Consider the following 19,555-nt stretch of genomic DNA (forward strand, 5'->3'; position numbering starts at 1 on the left):
TGGAGCTGTAAAGTACCATATTCCGTGCGAAGTTCGCGAGAATAAAAACCGTTGCGGCTATTACCAGAAGACCAGCCGTTGGAACTATGTTTCTCATATCCTAGAAAACTAGAAAGTTCAACCTTAAGCAACTGGTTGATGGCATCTTCAAGTTCTTGACGAAAGACATCTTCAACAGATTGTTTTTCTACTAGCACTTGCATGAGTTTTGTGTTAAGATTTGACATTAGGGAACCTCATTTCTTTAGTGTCTTTGTTAGCACTTAACACTATACAGGAATGAGGTTCCTTTTCCTATGGGCCTCTTAGAGTTTACACATAAAATTTTATACTATCATTTTCTGCTTTATTTATAACTTGCGGCATTATTCTTCCTATATTTTTCCATAGTTTGGGAATAAGTGGTTCTATTTTTTTACCTATGCACATTCCCGTCCTGTTAGGTGGTCTTATTCTTGGTTGGCGCGCAGGTCTTCTGATTGGATTTATAACCCCCATAATCAGTTCTTTCTTAACCGGAATGCCACCATTATTCCCTATTCTTCCTATGATGACAATAGAATTAGCTTTATATGGCGCTGCCAGCGGTTATACATATCAATCATTGCATTGGCCATTATTTGTCTCTCTCCTCTTTGCTATGGCTATCGGCAGGATTGGAGTTGCTGTTATGATTGCTGCTTTGGCTGATTCGCTTCATATACAGCTATCACCGTTAATTTACATCATCATGTCATTAAGTCAAGGTGCCTTAGGCGTTATTATACAATTAGTTTTTATACCTGTATTTATTAACAGGTTTAATAAAATTATATATGTAAAGGGAGTTTATAAAAACAATGAAAAAAAGTAAAAAAACCGTATCGATAATGATATTAACTTTCATCGGAACCGCTGTATTTGCAGAAGATATACCAACCTATGAGCTTAATAAAATTACAGTTCAAGCCGAAGAACAACAAGCAGATGCGGTAATTGAAGTATCTTCAGCTAATATAGGCGCCGCCAAAACTATTCCTGATTTATTGCGCAATACAGCTGGAATTCAAGTTCAAGCAAGGGCTAATGCGGGGGGAAACGAAGATCTTACAGTTAAATTACGAGGACATGATTCTCGTCATTATACTGTATTGGTTGACGGAGTGCCGCAATCCATGTCCGGTGTTATGGGGGGTGGGTATGTCAATTGGAATGCCATCCCGCTTAACATGGTGGACAAAATTGAAATTATAAAAGGTGCAAAATCTGCTGCCTATGGACAAACAGACGGCGGGGTCATCAATATTATAACGAAGAAAAATTTTATTAACGGTGGTGATGTAGAATTAACAACAGGTTCTAACGGTAGACGTCAATACACTTTAAATTATGGAATACAAAAAGATACATTTGGCTTTGCAATGTATGCCAACAAATCTACAGAAGATGCATACCTACGAAATAGTGATTATAACAATCAGCAAATCGGCTTGAATTTTCATTATAATATTAATAAAACCAATCAATTAAAATTTAATATTGATCATGAAGAATTAAACCGAGGTCTCGTAATAGCGAATATTCCTGGCACCCCCGGCTATAATAATTCTTATCCCATAACGTTAACAGGAGATACCTTCGCTAGTAGTAATGGCACTCCTGGAGATGGTTCTTACTCTAAAATTTATCGTAATAATTATAATATATCATGGGATTCACAACGCAGTGCGGGTACCGATACAATAACATATTGGCGAAATGATGAAAAGCAAAGAGAATATAGCCTTCTTTCTACAGGAATACTCGCTTTTGACCGTTATAACGTTACAGACCAATCTTCCGGATTGTTATATACGGGATCTCATATTATAAATAAAAAACATACACTTGGCTATGGTATTGATTACAAAATGCTTCGCTATGGATATGGCTGGTACAATAGTAACAATACCAACTCCAGTGCCTTATATCCTTCTCAAAAAACTGACACGTTAGGTATGTATGTAGAAGATACATGGATACTCGGTAAACGTTGGCAAGGTAACGCCGGGCTCCGTTATGATCAAATGAAGGGTAATCGAGATGATAGCCGGGCAACCCAAATTGGTTCCATGAATGATCAAAGTTTTTCTCCTAAACTTAATTTTTCATTTAAAAACAATAAATCTACAACCACTACCTTTTCTGTAAATCGCATTTGGCGTGCCCCTTCTATGGCAGAGTTTTATTGGCATTACATGAATACCTGGGGATTCGCCGCTGGCAATAATCTTAAGCCAGAGAAAGGCTGGGGATATGAAGCTTCAGTCGATCATCAATTTAACAAAAAAATTCATACAAAAGCAATACTGTATTATCAGAATATAAATAATTATATTAATTTTGCACATACATATCCATTTAATTGTTATAATATTAATCACGCCACATTATGGGGTCTTGAATTAGAAAATACATATCACCTTACCCCCTATTCCAGTATTTTCCTGAATTATACAAATCAGCATACGGAAAAAGATGGTGTAAATCCAAATGATAAAATTGGCCTAAGCAATGAATTAGACTACAGGCCTCATCATACTATATCTTTAGGCTATCAATTCGATAGATATAATTGGCATGTTCGTTACGATATGACTTTTACAAGTAATCAGAGTGCTACATTATTTTTCCCTTCAACCAAGCCTTTAAATGCTAAAGTGATTAATATTGGCAGTTATCTTATCCACAATGTATCTATTACAAAAGACTTAAATAAAAATGAATCAATAAATATATCTCTTTATAATATTTTTGATAAAAATTATTGCGAAATATATGGTTATCCCATGGAAGGACGATTTTACACCGCTACTTTTACACAAAAATTTTAAAGAGGAGTCACTAATGAACAAAGACATGACATTTTTTGATAAATATGCCGACAATTGGGATACAACAAGAAAAGAAAATCCCGAAAAAATAAACTATTTACTACAATTAGCTTCCATACCAACCGGAGCCCACGTTCTTGACGTAGGCTCCGGTACCGGCATTTTATTACCTTATTTACATAAAATAATTGGCCCTAGTGGAACAATCACAGCTGTCGATTTCTCTGACAACATGTTAAAAAAATCACAGTGCAAATTTGGACATTTACCCAATGTCAATTTTTTTCTTGGCAACATTTTACAAATTTCTTTACAAAAAAATTTTTATAATGTTGCAATATGCCTAAATGTTTTTCCCCATTTTGGTAACCATAAAGAAGATTTTATTAAACAAATATATTCAATATTGCCTTCTATGGGCAGTTTAATCATAATGCATGATATTTCTCGTGCTACGGTAAATGGGGTTCACCGTAATTGCAACGAAATTAAAAATCATATGCTGCCGCCGGTAAATATGACAGCACATATGTTATCCCAAGCAGGATATAAAATTGCAACAGCGACAGAAAACAATACGATGTATTTTATAAAAGGCATAAAAAATCAATATTAATTTAGAAAGGACTTTTATTATGACCGAACCATTAATACAAGGTTTTATTTATTTCCAAAAAGGCGGCATAGTAATGTATCTTTTATTACTGATATCTATTTTTATTGTATCACTAGGTATTGAACGATATCTTTATTTTCGCAGTGCGGATTCAGGTCGCTTCTTTACACAACATTTCACAACGTTAATGGAACAAGGAAACTTTAATCAGGCAATAACTTGGATAAATAACAATAGTAAAGGAAATTTAGCGCATATATTACTGCATGCCATCAATAAACTAGATGCAGGGCAGACAATCACTGCATTTCTGGAAACGCAGACAAATATAGCAATCGCCCAGTTTCGAAAACGATTATATTATTTAAATGTTGTAATAACCATAGCTCCGCTGTTGGGTCTTTTAGGAACAATAAGCGGCATGATTAAATCATTTAGTATATTTAATTTAAATGCGGAACAGCCTGCAGCAATTACCGGCGGAGTCGGTGAAGCACTTATTGCAACAGCAATGGGACTATGCGTAGCTGTTACAGCATTACTTGTTCATGCCTATTTTATCCAGCGTCTGGATATCATTATTACAGACATGGAATATTGTTTCTCTTTACTGGAAGAAGAACAGGAAAGAAGAAATACCCTATGAAATTACAACATCGCCATTCTTTTATAAAACCAAAAATTATGATTATCCCCATGATTGATATTATGTTTTTTCTCTTGGTTTTCTTTATGCTCAGTACCTTATACATGCAAAACATTACAACAGTTCCAATCCAGCTTCCTAAGACAGCGTATGCAGAGACACAAAAAATTCCGCCCTATTTGATAACGTTAAAAGCAGATGGTTCGTTATGGTTAAAAGACACCCCCCTTTCTGAAAAAACGTTAATTTCACTTATTAAATCAGATAGAAATTTAAATAAATCAGTTATTCTAAGAGCTGACAGCTCTTTGTCATATGATAAAATCATGGGACTCCTTAATGATTTTAAAAGTGCCGGCATTTATTCTATTGGTCTTGCTTCGGAAAAAAAATGATGAAAAAAACTAATAACGAGTTTTTACCTTGGTTATACTCTATTCTTTTTCACTCTATTCTTTTTTTACTATTAGCTATATGCGGTTTTTTTACTGTTATAATAGTTCCTCCTCCTAAAATAATTGAAATCGCTGTTTATGATGCTGATTCCCCTCCAGAATCTCCATTAAATGAAAAAGAATACCCACAATCAGCTTCCACTATGTATGCTTCACAACCATCAAAACATAATCCAGCTGCTCAACAAAGCGTATTTCAAAGTTTCGACAATAAAGAACCGAAAAACACTGTCCAGCCTTCAAATAATACGCTTAGTGAAAATACCAATCCAAATAAACCCGCCTTGACCAACCTATCCGATACAAATAATGTTATGCTGCACAAAAATACCGACGCCGTATCTGAGACCGCATCCGCCCCTGATACTATGAGCAAGAAATTATGTGGCTCCGCAAAATATGGTACAGGTAATGCGAATCATATTCTCAGTGAAACCAATGGGAATGGACAAAACTGCGATAACGCAGCGCCCGCTGAACAACCTATTTTAGTTTCCGGGGCCCCCCCCACATATCCTAATTCGTTATATAAGCAGCGTGCACATGGCATTGTCACCTTAAAAATTTTAGTAAACAATAGTGGCGGTGTAGAAGATATCACTGTGACCGAAAGTTCTGGATATGGCATTTTTGACAGCACCGCCATTCGTTTTATCCGTCAATGGCAATTTATACCCGCAAAAGACACTCGCGGACATCCGGTTCCCTGCTATGTTACCCAGACAATTGAATTTTCGCCCCCTTAACCGTATTTTCTATTTTTTATGTCCATGTGCAGTGTATACCTTAGTGTATTCCCATCAAAAATGCCTTATTTTATTAAAATACTGCCAATTTTATAATGACAACCATGAAAAAAAGCTTGCACATTTTAAAAATTACGGTATAATAAATATGTTACATGGGGACGTAGCTCAGCTGGGAGAGCATCAGGTTCGCAATCTGGGGGTCGAGGGTTCAATCCCCTTCGTCTCCACCATGATTATTTTAAAATTACTAAACGGTTATGACTTTGTATTAAATGCATATTCGATATGGATGATAATTCATATCGAATATGCATTTTCTGTATATACAACTTTTTTTCTAAAAACCATTTTTTATATACTTGTTTATATTTTTATTGACGTTACCTTTTTATAAACGATAGTACAAATGGAGATCAAAGAACTTCTGTGTTTTTACCTTGCAACCACCATCAATTTTTTGTGAAATTTGTGATATAATTATATCCAGCAAATACTTACTAAGGAGATATTTCCATGGTTAAGAAATGGGACATCGCTCTCATCGGTATTCTCTTGTGCCTGTCTCTTTTACCAGAGGCAATCTTTGTCATGAGCGGTGCAGAAAATTCCGCAGAAACCATTGCTGTAATTCAGGTCAATGGAAAAGAATATAAAACAATCCCTTTATCAGAACATACCGGGACAGACAAGTTTACCATTTATACCAACCATGGTTATAATACCGTGACAGTACGTGATCAATCTATTGCAATTACGGATGCGGATTGTCCTGATCAAATATGCGTCAATGAAGGATTTATTTCTAAACCCGGGGCAACTACTGTATGTTTACCCCATAAAGTCATGATTGAAGTCCGTTCTGTCGATTCGTCGGAACCGGATATTATTCCCGCTCATTAAGAGGTATATATGCATAAAACCTTTCGTCTGATTATATTAGGGCTTTTTGTTGCCCAGTCTCTTGTCCTTTATATTATTGAAGGAATGATCCCTGTCCCTTTTATTGCTCCCGGTGCCAAATTGGGGTTAGCCAATTTGATTACAGTTATCGCATTATATTCGCTGCCCCGCAAGCGTGATGTATGTTTAATACTATTTTTGCGCATTATGATCTCCACAGCATTCGCCGGAGGCATTAATGCCTTCTTGTACAGCGCCGCTGGCGCCAGTTTTAGTCTTGGCTGTATGGTATTGCTGAAAAAAACAGGAAAGTTCAGTATTATTGGAGTCAGCGCCGCCGGAGGTATCTTTCATAACTTAGGCCAAGTTATTATTGCTTCCCTTATTGTAGAAAATATTAAAATTATGTTGTATCTTCCGATTTTATCAATAGCCGGAGTAGGCACAGGTATTTTAATTGGTATTACGGCATTATTTACATTACAGCACTTAACAAATCTTCCACTTTATCAACGATTAAGAAAAATATAATTTATATTTATTTTTAATTTTAATGAAAACAATCCCCAAAAAAGTTGTTAATTAACTTTGTAATCACTTTTATTGAACATTTTTTACATGACCTGCCAAATTTAATAAAACACTTAAAACATTATAAATTATAATAATTAAATGTATTGTGTTTATTGTTTATTTCAATGATTACTACAGGTGAAATGCATATGATAACTGAAGATTACGCAACCGCATTAAAAAATTTAATTTCCTTAACACAAACCAAAAATATTATTTTAGCAAACATTACCGGCTATGATATTTCTTATATCAGTAAATGGTGTAATGGAATAAAACTGCCAACCACAAAGCATGTTCAGCAAATCAATGAAAAAATGGCCCGCTATTTTGCCGATATAATTATTAAAGAACATAAACAAAAAGAATTGTGCTCTACCTTATCTCTCTCTCTTCATGCCGCAGACCTTGCATTTGAAATAACACAATATCTTTGTGCCGCGTACCGTTTTTCCATAAAGAAAAATCTGGGAAAGCAAAAAGAGTATATATCCCCTATTCGTGTTATTACCGGCTATCACGATATCAGCAAATTTCTAAACGATTTATTTCAAAAAAAATTTTCCGATATCAACCAAGATGCGAATCTTCTACTATTTGGTGAGTTTTGTGCTTTATCTGATCTCGGCTTTTGGAAATATTTTGAATCCTGTAATCTTAATGCCAATCGGATCACGGTACGAGCCGGAATAAATTTGGATAAACTAGCTAGCGATCCTAAATACATGCATCGATTATATCGGCTCCTTAATCATTTACTAAACTACGATTTTGTATTTTACGACAGCACAAACTTAGAACATACTAATCTGATTGTTTTGGAAGATTCCTTTGTCGTTCAATATTCTTTGCAGTCCGATGGATTTATGGATATGTGTACCTATATTTCCGATAAAATTTTAATTGAAGATATATATGACCGCTTTCTTCTTTGTTTTACCAATCAAACACCACTTATTTCTCCCGCCAAAGTTTTAGGAATTGATGAAATGGGCTTTCGTACTGCTTTTTATTCTGCCAGCCATTTTTTCTTTTTTCTTACAAACGGGTTTGATTTCCTTCTTCCTTCAAATACGATTGATAATATCTTAAGTAATTCCCACGCTTCGGAAAATGTTATCCGCCAAATACGTCATTTGCGTATTTTATGGGAAGAATTGTTAAGTACAGTCGATGTGGAATTTATGCTTCCTACAACCTCTATCATTCGATATATCGAAACAGGATATATGTTTTTTACAGATCTTGAGTACAAAACAACGACAGAAGAACGAAAGGATCACCTTCAAAATATACTTAGTATGATGAAGAACAACCCTTGCATGATAATGGGAGTTATTCAATCATCCATTGAAACCATTGATTATCATGAATCTAATCTTTCATTCTATTCTAATTTTTCGTCAGCTTTTCTTAAAAAAAATCGCCAGTATATTACTAACAACGCCAGTCCTTTTTATATTGTATCAAGTAAACAGTTAGTTACTATCTTTCAATCTTTTTTTCAGCGGCTCAAAGAATTACCGGCTTATCATCAATATACCTATAATGATATAAATAAAAAATACGAACTATATAAAAAATTTATAGAACGAACCTTAGCATTACATGATATATAAAAAATCTACGGCATCCTAAAAAAAGGTTCGGACCTGAATATTCATAATGTATTCCAGGTCCGGACCTTTTATCTATAGTAATTCTTTCATTTTAATATCATTACAGTAATTCTTTATATATTTTATATACCCTATCCTTATTCAGCAACACAAAATTATTGGACATAAGTCGCTGCTGCGTTTCTATAACCGAATCGGTAAATTCCACCAAATCATATTTTTTTACGCCATACCGCCAAAGTGCTTTTTTAGGGAGTAATTGATCCAGCAATATTTCCAATTCATCATATACTAAATCTACTGGACATTTTAACAAATTCGCAATAAATTTATTTATTTTTTCAATTTCGCCATCTGGTTTTAGTTCCATATAATTTTTCATTACTCCTGTAAAAAGTGCATAATTTGCTTCTCCATGAGGAACATGAAATTTTACTGCTAACGGATAACTCAATGCATGAACAGCTCCACACCCTGCATTAGCTGATGCAATGCCGGCATACGTACTCGCAAGCAAAAAATCTTGGTATAATAATTTTCTTTTTCCAGCACCTTCTTCTCGAAGCTGAAAATATCCTTTCATAATCATTTCAATTGCTGTATAACAAAACATTCGGACAGTCTCACTTGCACGAGGTGATAATGCGGCCTCTATAGCGTGTATCAAAGCATCCACTGATGTTGTAGCAAATACATTAAACGGCAGCGTTTTTAATAACTGCGGAATAAGTACCGCTTGCTCTGCATATAGTTCTTCTTGTACCAATCCTTCCTTCTTCTTTTCTATTGTAAACGTCACTACGGCTACGTTCGTTACTTCGCTTCCGGTCCCACATGTTGTTGGGATAAGTATTAGTTTTTTATCTTTTTCTACAGGAATTTTTCCATCATACAAGTCTCGAATAGGAAGACATTGCTTTAACGACAACAATTTGGAAATATCCAGAACAGTGCCGCCGCCAACAGCGATAATGCGTCGTATGTTTTGTGGAAAATCTTTATATATTGCTTCCAGCATGGTATCTGTAGGCTCTCCAAACCCATATTCTTCTTGAAATAATACATGGCAGTGCAAATGCAATATTTCTATATCTGCTTCATATATATAGTGATTGGTAAGAATTAAATCATTTTCACAAATATTTTCAATTTTTGCAAACTGCTGAAAGTTATTATATGAAACAATCGTAGGTCTTACTTTTAATTCTATCATATACGGCTCCTTACATAACGAAAAATGTCTTGATTAATTTTATACATTTTTCATAAGATTAATCAATTAAATGAGATGCATTACCAAACTGTTTAATTCCTTCTAACAGATGTTTTGCTTGTATATATCGATCAATTCCTATCGCAGTTTTTCTGCCTTCCCGCATAGCCAAAACAACGGTTGCCGGCTTGTGTACTATATCACCTGCGGCAAATACACCTATACGACTTGTCATTCCATAGGGTTTTTCCGTAATTGAAATATATCCCTCATCACTGGCTTTTACTTGCAATGCATTAATACAATCCAATTCCGGACGATTACCAATTGCAGCAATAATCTTATTTGCCGGAACAACACCCATTTCACCCGTTGGAACCATCGCCGCATCTTCAAGTATTGTTTGTTTTTCATACTGTAAACCTTCCACACAGTTTTTCCCTACAACAGCACGGGGTGCCGAATAAAATTTAAATTTTACTCCATCTGCTTTAGCTGCTTGATATTCTGAGGGTAAACACTTCATATTTTGTTCAGCACGACGATATACAATAGTTACATCTGCCCCCAGCCGTATTGCTGTCCGTGCTGCGTCAATAGCAACATTGCCCGCTCCCACAACAATGACCGAATCATTGGCATTAATAGGTAAATTACTGATATCCGTTTCTCCCATCTGTACCTGCTGTACCTGATGTAAAAAAACTTGTGCATCTACTACGCCAGGAATGGTATCATTATCTACGCCCAAGCTCCAAGCAGCGGAAGCACCAATACCAACAAATATTGCCTCAAAGTTTTCGGCAAATAAATTTTCAATAGATTTTTGTTGTCCTATTTTTACATTATATTGAAAATGTACTCCCATCTTTTGCAAACAATCAATTTCCCGATAAATATAATTCTTGTGCAGGCGAAATGCAGGTATCCCAAACATCAACATCCCTCCCGGCTCCGAATCGCATTCAAAAACAGTCACGTCATAATTGCGTCTTGCCAATTCATACGCAGCTGTAATACCCGCTGGACCGCTGCCGATAACAGCAATTTTACCGTTTGATTTTATACCTGATTTAACGGGAAAAATGTCTGCATCTATTACGGTATCCGCAACAAATCGCTCCAATTTCCCGATTTCTATGTGTTTCCCCTTTTTTTCTAAAACACATGCGCCTTCACACTGTTTTTCCCAAGGGCATACACGACCACATATAGCAGGTAAATCACTATTATTGGCAATATAATTTGCTGCTTCACCAAAGTTACCGAAAGCTAATGCATGAATAAATTGCGGAATTTCATTGTTAATAGGACACCCTCTTCGACATTGGGGCACTGCACACTGCAAACAACGCCGTGCTTCTTTGACTGCTTCTTGTATTGTATAATCATTGCTTTCTAACGGTTCTTGTTCAAAATTCAATGGTTCTGTTTCATTTATGTTTCGGACCATATTTTTTCATCCTTCCTGTCTTTTCATTTCCTTTAATCCTATCCGTTGTTCTCTAAATAAGCTATCTGCCATATATTTTATTTTCTGTACGATGGGAGTGAATTCCATTTGGTCAAGAATATCTTTTTGTAAATCTATGCCGGGAGCAATCTCAGTTAAATGAATGCCGTCTTCTTTCATTTCAAAAACAGCTCGTTCTGTAATATACATGATTTTCTGTCCATGCTTGAACGCATAGTTTCCACTAAAGGTAATTTGATCAATAGTGCTAAGAAATTTTTTTACATTTCCTTCTTGGATGATATGAATTTCTCCACTTGTTATTTCTTCTTTCAAACCATTTGCAGTAAACGTTCCGCAAAAAATAACGGTTTCAGTATTTTGCGTAATATCAATGAATCCGCCGCAGCCGGCAATACGCGGGCCAAATTTTCCTACATTGACATTTCCTTGTCCGTCACATTGTGCTAACCCTAAACATGCTAAATCCAATCCGCCGCCATCATAAAAATCAAATTGTGCCGCCTGCCCCAAATAACATTCAGCATTAATACTGGCACCAAATCGAATCCCCCCCAAAGGAACTCCGCCAACTGCACCCGCTTCAACAGTCATCGTCAAATAATCTCCGATTCCTTCTTCAGCCGCAACGGAAGATATCAATTCAGGAATACCGATTCCTAAATTGATAACCGCTTCGCTGCTCATATCAAGTAAAAGCATGGCAGCTCTGCGGGCAATAACTTTTTTAGCACTCAAAGGTACCGATTTTATAGTTTCTATGGGAATATCGATTTCTCCGCAAATAGAAGGATCAAATTCGCAGCCAAACGCTTGTTGCTGATATATAGCCGATTCAGCTTCTACAACATGATCCACATAAATCCCCGGTATAACAACCAATCTAGGATCTAAAGAACCTCCTTTTACAACTTTTTCTACCTGAACAATAACTTCTCCTCCACTATTGTGTACAGCCTGAGCCTGTGGCAATGCATCAATAGGCGAAACCTCTTTAGTCATAACTATATTTCCCCATTCATCAGCAAAAGTACCACGAATAAGAGCAATATCCATTTTCATCCGCGGATAAAAAAGCTGCTCTTCCCCATTAATAATTTGTAATTCCACCAAATCGTTTTTAGTAATATCATTCATTTTTCCACCACACAGCCGTGGATCAACAAAGGTTTCCAATCCCACAGAAGTAAAGGTCCCAATTCGATGAGCTGCCACATCTCTATAATGCTGAGCCAATGTTCCTTGCGGAAAATTGTATGCTTCCATCTTACATGCATTAGCCATGGCCGCAATTGCCGGAACTGTTCCCCAATGTCCCAAAATAACCCGTTTTAAAAGACCTTCATGCGCAAAATGTTCTCCACCCCGTCCATCAGAATTTCCTTGTCCTGCACAATAATAAAGTGTTAAATTTCTAGGTGATCCCGTCTGTAAAAAACGTGTTTCTAAAGCTGACGTCAATGCTTCCGGCTGTACCGATGCTAAAAAGCCATTAACCGTTACGAAATGATTATCTTTAATACGTTCTGCTGCTTGTTCTGCTGTAATAATCGAAACTCGTTTCATAAGTATCATCTCCGCTCTATTTTATCTCTCTAATCATATTGTAAAAAAATAAACTGTGAATGACAGAGCAAACAATGAGACATTATGGGACAATAAACTTATATTTAAATTCATAAAAGTCAATTTTAATATTATTAATTATCATAATAATTAAGGTCTATCATCTCTACTCGCAGATGATAGACCTCGATCATTCCCATTCGTTTAAAATTTTTTCCCAGAAGCATCTTTCTTTAACCATTCAATAAGAATTTCTTCTCTGGTTCGTTTAATTTTTGCCAAATCTTCCGGTGTCCAATTATAAAGTCCGGTTCCCGTTTTAGCACCTAAATTGCCTTTATCAACACATTCTTTCATAACTGGTGATCCGGTTTTATCATCCGCAAGATCTGCATTTAAATACGCTGAAATATTATAGAAAATATCCAATCCTCCAAGATCCGCGGTTTCAATCGGTCCCGTAACAGAAAGTCTTCTGCCAATACTATATTTACATACAGCATCCACCGCTTCCGCTGTACCAATCCCTTCTTGAACACAATATAACGCTTCTCTAAGCAATGCAAATTGAAGTCGATTTCCAATAAACCCAGGAGCTTCTTTTAATAATGCCACCGGTTTCTTACCAATTTTTTCCATTAATTTCCAAGTAATATCCACTGTTTCCTGACTGGTTTTTTCTCCCGGAACAACTTCTACAAGTGGAATAAGATGAGGCGGATTCCAAAAATGAGCAACCACAAAGCGTTCAGGGTACTTTAATACCGTTGCAACTTCAGTCGGACTCAGACCCGAAGAATCTGTCGCAAAAATGACATCTGAGCCTAAATAATCTTCCATTTCCTTATAAACGGCTTGCTTGATAGGTACTTCTTCCGCCACAGACTCAATAACAAAATCAGCTCCAGCAGCCGCCGCCTTAAGAGTTGTAACTCCATGAATCCGACCAAGCAAATTCTTGATTTCATCCTCCGTTACAAGACCACTGTCTTTCATGACACTTAATGTCAAATGTATATTTTTCATAGCTCGTTCAATACTCGCATCTTTTCGCCCAAACATATTTACTTCATACCCACTTTTAGCAAACAAAATTGCCGTGCCAAACCCCATCGTACCACAGCCAAGATTGCAAATTGTTTTAATTTCTTCTAATTTTTTCATCATATTCCCTTCTTTCTTATAATAAATATTATCTCTTCCGATGCATTCTTTAAAAAGTCATACTTTACTAAATTGTGAATGGTATAAATGTCAATCCAAGAACCATAAGAATACCTAATACAATAAATGCAACAAAACTATATCCTACAAAATCTTTAAATTCCAATCCACAAACTGCCATAAACGGTACAGCAAAAAACGGTTGAATTAAAGCAACCAAATCACCGCCAAACATATATGCAATAACTGTCTGTGCATCGGGAATACCTAAAGCTTGACCGGCCGGAATAAGAAAAGGAGCCTCAATAACCCATTTACTTCCGCCTGAAGGGATAAAATAGCTGATAAAACCGGTCAAAATAGCCGCAATAGCCGGAAATGAAGATTCTGTACTAAAAGCAATTACCCACGCTGAAATAGTATCCACAAGGCCGGTATATTTCATAATTCCAAAGATGCCTGCATAAAAAGGAAACTGAAGAATAACCCCCCAAGCCGCCGGAGTAGATGCCTTAACTGCTTTTAGTAATTCTGCCGGCGAGCCGTATAACCAAATAATCAACGTCAGAAATAAAAAGTTCAATACATTGATATCTAATGACATGCCAATAACAAAGAAATGATAATATAAATACGTTAAAAACATTAACCCTACAATATAGGAGCACCACGGTGTATACGTTACCCATTCACTGGGAGTCTTAATAGCTTTTTTTCCCACCGCAGTTACTACTTCTTCTTTTGCAAGTTCTGGATTAAACTCAGCAATAGAAATCATTTTTGTTTCATCACGGGGAGGAAGAATAAATCCAAAAAGAATAATGATAGCCACAACAGAAGCGGCTGTTAAAATCAAATTGTATGGATGAAATATAGTTTGAGAAATAGGGATTATTCCTATTTCTTTGACCATAAAATGGTCAGCCGTCGCAACTAATAATGGTGCAGACCCAGAAAGACCCATATGCCAAATATAAAAAGGAGTCCATGCCGCCCCACAGAGATATCGATAATCAATTTTAATTCCTTTTTTACCTGCTTGAATAGCAAGATTTTTAGAAATCAAAGCTGCAAATACCAATCCAAATCCCCAGTTTAAATAAAACCCGATGGAAGCAAGAACAACGGCATAAACATACACGGAAGTTGCAGAATTAGGTTTGCCGCAAGCCGATGATATCAGTTTTTTACAAATCGGTGTTGTCGCTAGCGCATAACCAGTAATCACAATTAAAGACATCTGCATAGAAAACGCCAATAGAGTCCAAAACCCTTTTCCCCAAGAAATAACAATATCAAAAGATCCTGCAGGGGTAAATATTTTAGCCAGGATAAACGCCACGATAGTTAATACTAATGCAATAACATATGAATCTGGTACCCACTTTTGAGCAAAATCGGTAAAATAATCAGTAAAACGTTTGTTGTTTGTAGCCATAATGCCATCTCCCTTCAAAAATAACTTTGTGATAGTTTTCACCTATAATTTTAATATCATCTCCTCAATTTATTTTTCTGCATTTTATATTTACATTGTAAAATAGTTAGTTATGAATAATAGCACAAACAAGTAGACTATTGTTGAAAGGGAATTGTCTTTGTGAATTCAATAAATTCACACTTTATTTTTTGAATATTTTACAAACAAAAAAGAAGAGCTGTATTTTCAACTCTTCTTTTTTATATTATAGTAAATAAAAAATATTATTTATTTTCGTACTTGCTGTTTTTTACAGTTAAAGACTCAATAGATATAAAAAATCTATATCCTCATTTTATTTAAATGGTAATATTCTGTTTGTAACAAGAAGGTAGAAAGCCGGAAATAAAACAAAAATATATAATCCTACCGTAGTAATAAAAGGCGCCATGGATAAATTTACATTAAGTCCATATAACCGTGCTGTAATCAAAGCATTAATCGCACAAGGCGTAGCCATTAAAATAATAACAGACCCTAAAAGGACAGGATCATTTGTAAACAAAGCGGCTATCAGATAAGATATGGCCGGAGTAATAATCATTTTAATGGGTGCCAGATCAAATGTACTCCAATAATATTTTTTAAGACCGGAAAAATCAATCATATAGCCAATTGGTATCAAAGCAAACCAAGCACCCATGTGAACCAGTGCCTGAAATAAAGTTCCTAGTGCTTCCGGGCGAGGCACATCTATAATATATAGTATAATACCAAGAATCATACCTGCTACAGATACCTGATTCCAATTGATAAATACACTGCGCCAATTTAAATTTCCCATGGCAAATGGTTCATTTTTATGTATACTGCGAAATTTAAAATAATATCCCATAGGAAAACAAACAAAAAGCATGACTAAATTCTGAAATACCCCCACCATCTGTGCATAGGCAAATCCAACTTCACCATATAAAATAAAAGCACATAATCCGCCAATAGTAACAATATTAGAAGGGATCGCCGTAATAACATAGCTCCCTTGTTCCAATTTATCAGGAAATTTTCTTTGTAAATGAAAAAAATAAACGATCCCTAATGGCAATGCCGAACAGAAAAATCCAAAGAAAGGCAACATCATTAATTCGACGCGAAGAGGCATAACCCAAAAACTAAGAATTGACAAAATTGTAAATATAATAATAATATTAAAACGAATCAGCCAATTACATTGTCCCGCCGTAAGTTTATTTATTTTCTTTAATACATATCCAACAATAAGCGGCAAGATTAAATCAACAAAAATAAATACAATTCGTAATTCTGTTGCATCCATACAAAATCACTTTTCCTTTCAATATTACTATCTCTCTGTGGCTTCCATCGTAATATTCCGCGTATTTTTATGCAGAGTCAAAATAAATGAATGAAATGGGGTCAGCGTACTTCGGTGCCCCACACTGACAAACGTTGTTTTTGGCAATTGTGTTTGCAGCAGCTGATACAAATATGCCTCCATATCTTCGTCAAGAGCAGATGTCGCTTCATCAAGAAAAATCCAACTTGGCTTTTGTAAAAATATCCGGACGAAAGCCAGTCGTTGTTGTTCTCCTACGGATAAAACATGATTCCAATCAGCGGCTACATCAAGTTGACTGGATAAGTACGCAATATGGCACAAAGACATATACTGCACTAATATATCATCCGGAAATTTTGTTTCCCCCGGATATAACAATACTTGCCGCAATGTACCTAACGGCAGATAAGGTCTTTGAGGAACAAACATAGTTTTCTCTCTTGGCAGCCTATTAATTTTTCCTGATACATATGGCCAGATACCTGCAATTGCTCTCAAAAAGGTGCTTTTTCCGCTGCCACTGGCACCGCGAATAAGGATATTATTTCCTGCGGTAAAATGCAATGTAATATTTTCCAGCAATGGTACCCCATTTGGCAGATGTATATCAAAATGAAAAAGTTCTAATCCATTGTCGGCAAAAGATTGTTCTACATTTTTATTTTCTTTTTCTTCGCACAAAATTTTCTCCATATGTTCATTAAATCCAGTAAGTCGATCAACAACTGCTTTCCACTCTGCCAGTGTCACATACATGTCTACAAAGTAAGAAAGTGATTCCTGTACCTTGCTAAAAGCATTCGCGACCTGCATTAAACCTCCCAAAGAAATCGTTTTGGTCAAATACCTCGGCATAACAACAATAAAAGGGAAAATAATCGCAATTTGAGAATACCCGCTGTTAAGCCAAATCAATTGCTTTTTCTTTTGAATAATCTTCCAAAAATTATCTAACAATATCATAAATCGGCGTTGGAATATATGATGTTCTTGTTTTTCTCCCCCATAGAAAGCAACACTTTCAGCATTTTCCCGCATACGCATCATGCTAAATCGGAAGTCGGCTTCATAGCGCTGTTGAATAAAATTAAGTTTCATCAGCCGGTGTCCTACTCGATGCGTCAACCAGGTACCTGCCGCCGCATATAAAATAGCAATCCATACCAAGTATCCAGGGATATGCCAAACCTTCCCCATAAAAGTAAAATCCAAGGTGCCAGATATTTGATACAGTATAATAATAAATGCTGTTAATACACAAACCGCCTTAATTAAACCTATTGTAAATTCGATTGTTTTCGTCACAAAAAGATTGATATCTTCACTAATACGTTGATCCGGATTGTCTGTTTCTGTTCCAAACATCTGCAAACGATAATATGTTCTTCTGGTAAGCCAGCGGTCAAGGTATTGCGCCGTTAACCATTTTCTCCACCGCAATCCTAATACCTGCTGCAAATAAAAAGAGTATACGGAAAAAACTATATATAAAACTGCCAGCCATGAAAAATGTATTAATTCATTAAAAATAACAGTAGTATTATATTCTTGTAATGCTGTATAAAAAGTATTATTCCATTGATTTAACAATACCAGCATAACAACAATAGCAATAGTAAGTAATATGACCCCTGTCAAAAGTGCATACGCACTTTTTTTTTCTTCTGATTTCCAATAACTTTTTGTCAATATCCAGACATGAGAAAAAAATTGATAATATGAAGAAAACTGATTCATAACGTTCCCCCCTAAATAATAATACCTGCAGCAATGTACCGCAGGTATAACGTAGTTAACGCCCTTTGGCTGCTTGAAAGGCATCTGCTAAAGAATAAGTTAATGGTTCAGACGGCTTTGTCGCTTCCAATATAGGTTTCATTATTTTATTTAATTCTTTTTTTTCTTTTGAAATCACATATAGTTTTGATGTGTTGCGAGCATCCCAGAGGGCATCATGCATTCGGCCATCAAATTTTTCTCCTAACGTACTGACTGCTTTATCTAATGAAATAACTTGATCCAATCCAAGTATATTACAATAAATTTGCTGAAAATTTTTCCAATGCTCCAGCATCCAGCGAACATCTTCTCCCGTACTATCCAGTTGTTTGAGAAGAAGTTCTCCATTAAGCTGGCGCCAATCGCTTTCGCTCCAAGCATAAATTTCATAGTTATTTACTTCTTCAGCATTACACCATCGCAAAAATCTTTCATACACAGTCCTAAAATGATCCGCTCCGGATAAGACAGACATGGTAATTCCTGTCAATTGCTGACACGTGTTATCCATTTCGGTTGTATATTCCGGCCGAACATACTCTTTATAGAAACTAATTTCTTTTCCCTGTTCATTAAGCTTAACTGCACCTATTTCGATAATCTCTCCCGCACAAATCCGGCGGGCTTGTCTTTGCTCCCGTTTAATCGGATTCATCTCAAAATCGACAAATACCGCCTTCACTGGCATTCCTCCTGTTCTAATCTTCATAATAGTTGATTATATCATATTTTTTGATAGAATTCACATAAAACAACAAAACTGCTATTCAATTTTGTTTATTTTTACTATATATCAGTGTAATCAAAAAGCTTTAGATATTTTTATCTTGAATTGTAAAATGAAGTGCGACAAGTAATAAAAATAGCTCATAGAGCTGACCTCGTGTAAAATGAAGTTACCACACACCATTAAACGGAGGTTATCTTATGAGCTACCACCATTTTAGCATGTTTGACCGTGCGCGTATACAAGCACTTCATACTCTTGGTTATTCAACTAGACAAATTGCTATACAGACAGGACGACATCATTCGAGTATCGCACGGGAATTAGTTCGTAACACAACAAAAGATATCTATATAGCAGAGGAGGCTCATCAATGCTATAAAAAGCGAAGAATCCATTCCAAACCTCGTGGCAAGTATGATAAAACTATCGCGGCTATAGT

19 protein-coding genes and 1 tRNA gene are annotated in these 19,555 nt (G+C 35.8%); 11 read left to right on the forward strand and 9 right to left on the reverse strand.

The annotated features are described in order from the left end of the window. A partial coding sequence (locus BLR11_RS12455; protein WP_176762990.1) for a transposase occupies positions 1-227 on the reverse strand: 227 nt, incomplete at its 3' end. Positions 228-352: 125 nt separating this feature from the next. Here BLR11_RS12455 and BLR11_RS12460 point away from each other — a divergent pair. The 10 genes from BLR11_RS12460 to BLR11_RS12505 all read left to right on the forward strand — a co-directional run bounded on the left by BLR11_RS12460 (position 353) and on the right by BLR11_RS12505 (position 8,410). Beyond that, positions 353-853, forward strand: a complete 501-nt coding sequence (locus tag BLR11_RS12460; protein ID WP_425433763.1) for an ECF transporter S component — start codon at positions 353-355, stop codon at positions 851-853. Continuing rightward, on the forward strand, positions 840-2,852 hold the full coding sequence (locus BLR11_RS12465) for a TonB-dependent receptor plug domain-containing protein (protein ID WP_091652670.1): 2,013 nt from the start codon (positions 840-842) through the stop codon (positions 2,850-2,852). Before BLR11_RS12460 ends, BLR11_RS12465 begins: the two co-directional genes overlap by 14 nt. Further along, positions 2,797-3,468, forward strand: a complete 672-nt coding sequence (locus tag BLR11_RS12470; RefSeq protein ID WP_091652673.1) for a class I SAM-dependent methyltransferase — start codon at positions 2,797-2,799, stop codon at positions 3,466-3,468. The genes BLR11_RS12465 and BLR11_RS12470 overlap by 56 nt, the downstream gene beginning before the upstream one ends. A gap of 73 nt (positions 3,469-3,541) precedes the next feature. Continuing rightward, on the forward strand, positions 3,542-4,114 hold the full coding sequence (locus tag BLR11_RS12475; protein ID WP_218118817.1) for a MotA/TolQ/ExbB proton channel family protein: 573 nt from the start codon (positions 3,542-3,544) through the stop codon (positions 4,112-4,114). Next, positions 4,111-4,509, forward strand: a complete 399-nt coding sequence (locus BLR11_RS12480) for an ExbD/TolR family protein (protein WP_091652679.1) — start codon at positions 4,111-4,113, stop codon at positions 4,507-4,509. Before BLR11_RS12475 ends, BLR11_RS12480 begins: the two co-directional genes overlap by 4 nt. Then, positions 4,506-5,315: an energy transducer TonB gene (locus tag BLR11_RS12485; protein WP_091652681.1), complete on the forward strand. Its 810-nt coding sequence runs from the start codon at positions 4,506-4,508 to the stop codon at positions 5,313-5,315. Before BLR11_RS12480 ends, BLR11_RS12485 begins: the two co-directional genes overlap by 4 nt. A 157-nt stretch (positions 5,316-5,472) precedes the next feature. Beyond that, a tRNA-Ala gene (locus BLR11_RS12490) sits at positions 5,473-5,548 on the forward strand. A gap of 283 nt (positions 5,549-5,831) precedes the next feature. Beyond that, on the forward strand, positions 5,832-6,218 hold the full coding sequence (locus BLR11_RS12495) for a NusG domain II-containing protein (protein WP_091652684.1): 387 nt from the start codon (positions 5,832-5,834) through the stop codon (positions 6,216-6,218). Between the two features lie 9 nt (positions 6,219-6,227). Beyond that, positions 6,228-6,749 carry a Gx transporter family protein gene (locus BLR11_RS12500; protein ID WP_091652685.1) on the forward strand — a complete coding sequence of 174 codons (522 nt, stop codon included), beginning with the start codon at positions 6,228-6,230 and terminating at the stop codon, positions 6,747-6,749. A 191-nt stretch (positions 6,750-6,940) separates the two neighbouring features. Beyond that, a complete protein-coding gene (locus BLR11_RS12505) occupies positions 6,941-8,410 on the forward strand; it encodes a hypothetical protein (RefSeq protein ID WP_091652687.1) in 1,470 nt (489 codons plus the stop codon). 100 nt (positions 8,411-8,510) lie between these two features. Here the strand turns inward: BLR11_RS12505 and BLR11_RS12510 are convergent, their stop codons facing one another. The 8 genes from BLR11_RS12510 to BLR11_RS12545 all read right to left on the reverse strand — a co-directional run bounded on the left by BLR11_RS12510 (position 8,511) and on the right by BLR11_RS12545 (position 19,068). Then, complete coding sequence (locus BLR11_RS12510) at positions 8,511-9,623, reverse strand: 4-hydroxybutyrate dehydrogenase (RefSeq protein WP_091652689.1); 1,113 nt, start codon at positions 9,621-9,623, stop codon at positions 8,511-8,513. A gap of 58 nt (positions 9,624-9,681) precedes the next feature. Next, positions 9,682-11,076 (reverse strand): FAD-dependent oxidoreductase, encoded by a 1,395-nt coding sequence (locus BLR11_RS12515; RefSeq protein WP_091652690.1) that lies wholly within the window; start codon positions 11,074-11,076, stop codon positions 9,682-9,684. Positions 11,077-11,082: 6 nt separating this feature from the next. Next, positions 11,083-12,663 (reverse strand): acyl CoA:acetate/3-ketoacid CoA transferase, encoded by a 1,581-nt coding sequence (locus BLR11_RS12520; RefSeq protein ID WP_091652691.1) that lies wholly within the window; start codon positions 12,661-12,663, stop codon positions 11,083-11,085. A gap of 204 nt (positions 12,664-12,867) precedes the next feature. Then, complete coding sequence (locus BLR11_RS12525) at positions 12,868-13,830, reverse strand: 3-hydroxyacyl-CoA dehydrogenase family protein (RefSeq protein WP_245675170.1); 963 nt, start codon at positions 13,828-13,830, stop codon at positions 12,868-12,870. A 64-nt stretch (positions 13,831-13,894) separates the two neighbouring features. Then, complete coding sequence (locus BLR11_RS12530) at positions 13,895-15,265, reverse strand: short-chain fatty acid transporter (protein ID WP_091652694.1); 1,371 nt, start codon at positions 15,263-15,265, stop codon at positions 13,895-13,897. A gap of 337 nt (positions 15,266-15,602) precedes the next feature. After that, positions 15,603-16,583: an AEC family transporter gene (locus BLR11_RS12535; protein ID WP_091652696.1), complete on the reverse strand. Its 981-nt coding sequence runs from the start codon at positions 16,581-16,583 to the stop codon at positions 15,603-15,605. Positions 16,584-16,610: 27 nt separating this feature from the next. Then, positions 16,611-18,344: an ABC transporter ATP-binding protein/permease gene (locus tag BLR11_RS12540; RefSeq protein ID WP_091652698.1), complete on the reverse strand. Its 1,734-nt coding sequence runs from the start codon at positions 18,342-18,344 to the stop codon at positions 16,611-16,613. Between the two features lie 55 nt (positions 18,345-18,399). After that, on the reverse strand, positions 18,400-19,068 hold the full coding sequence (locus BLR11_RS12545; RefSeq protein WP_091652700.1) for a 3'-5' exonuclease: 669 nt from the start codon (positions 19,066-19,068) through the stop codon (positions 18,400-18,402). A gap of 245 nt (positions 19,069-19,313) precedes the next feature. On the opposite strand from BLR11_RS12545, the gene BLR11_RS12550 reads away from it, so the two are divergent. Continuing rightward, a partial coding sequence (locus tag BLR11_RS12550; RefSeq protein ID WP_143006442.1) for a helix-turn-helix domain-containing protein occupies positions 19,314-19,555 on the forward strand: 242 nt, incomplete at its 3' end.

Source organism: Megasphaera paucivorans, from assembly GCF_900103535.1.
Classification (GTDB): Bacteria; Bacillota; Negativicutes; order Veillonellales; family Megasphaeraceae; genus Megasphaera_A; species Megasphaera_A paucivorans.